Origin of the sequence: Xenorhabdus yunnanensis, from assembly GCF_028598805.1 — a bacterium.
Taxonomy (GTDB): Bacteria; Pseudomonadota; Gammaproteobacteria; order Enterobacterales; family Enterobacteriaceae; genus Xenorhabdus; species Xenorhabdus yunnanensis.
Genome location: NZ_JAQRFI010000374.1, coordinates 1 through 223 on the forward strand (window position 1 = coordinate 1; position 223 = coordinate 223).

Consider the following 223-nt stretch of genomic DNA (forward strand, 5'->3'; position numbering starts at 1 on the left):
GTCCGAGGGGTAGAATACTCATGAATAATATCTTCTATCATACCCGTGTCAATAATGAGCGATTAGAAAAGATGAGTAATAGCGATTTACAGTTATTATCCTCATCGAGCCATGAAATCATTCATTCGATAACAGCCGGAATAAAATCTATCGCTAATTTAGCTGGTGCAGCCGTTAATAGTGAAGAATACTCCCCCGATGATGCAATGACTGACCTTGATAG

The 223-nt window shown here is 39.0% G+C and carries 1 protein-coding gene; it reads left to right on the forward strand.

Annotated features, from left to right (window positions below; genetic code table 11):
- Nucleotides 1–20 precede the first annotated feature (20 nt).
- On the forward strand, nucleotides 21–223 hold a 203-nt coding region (locus PSI23_RS23820), incomplete at its 3' end, for a hypothetical protein (protein ID WP_273557118.1).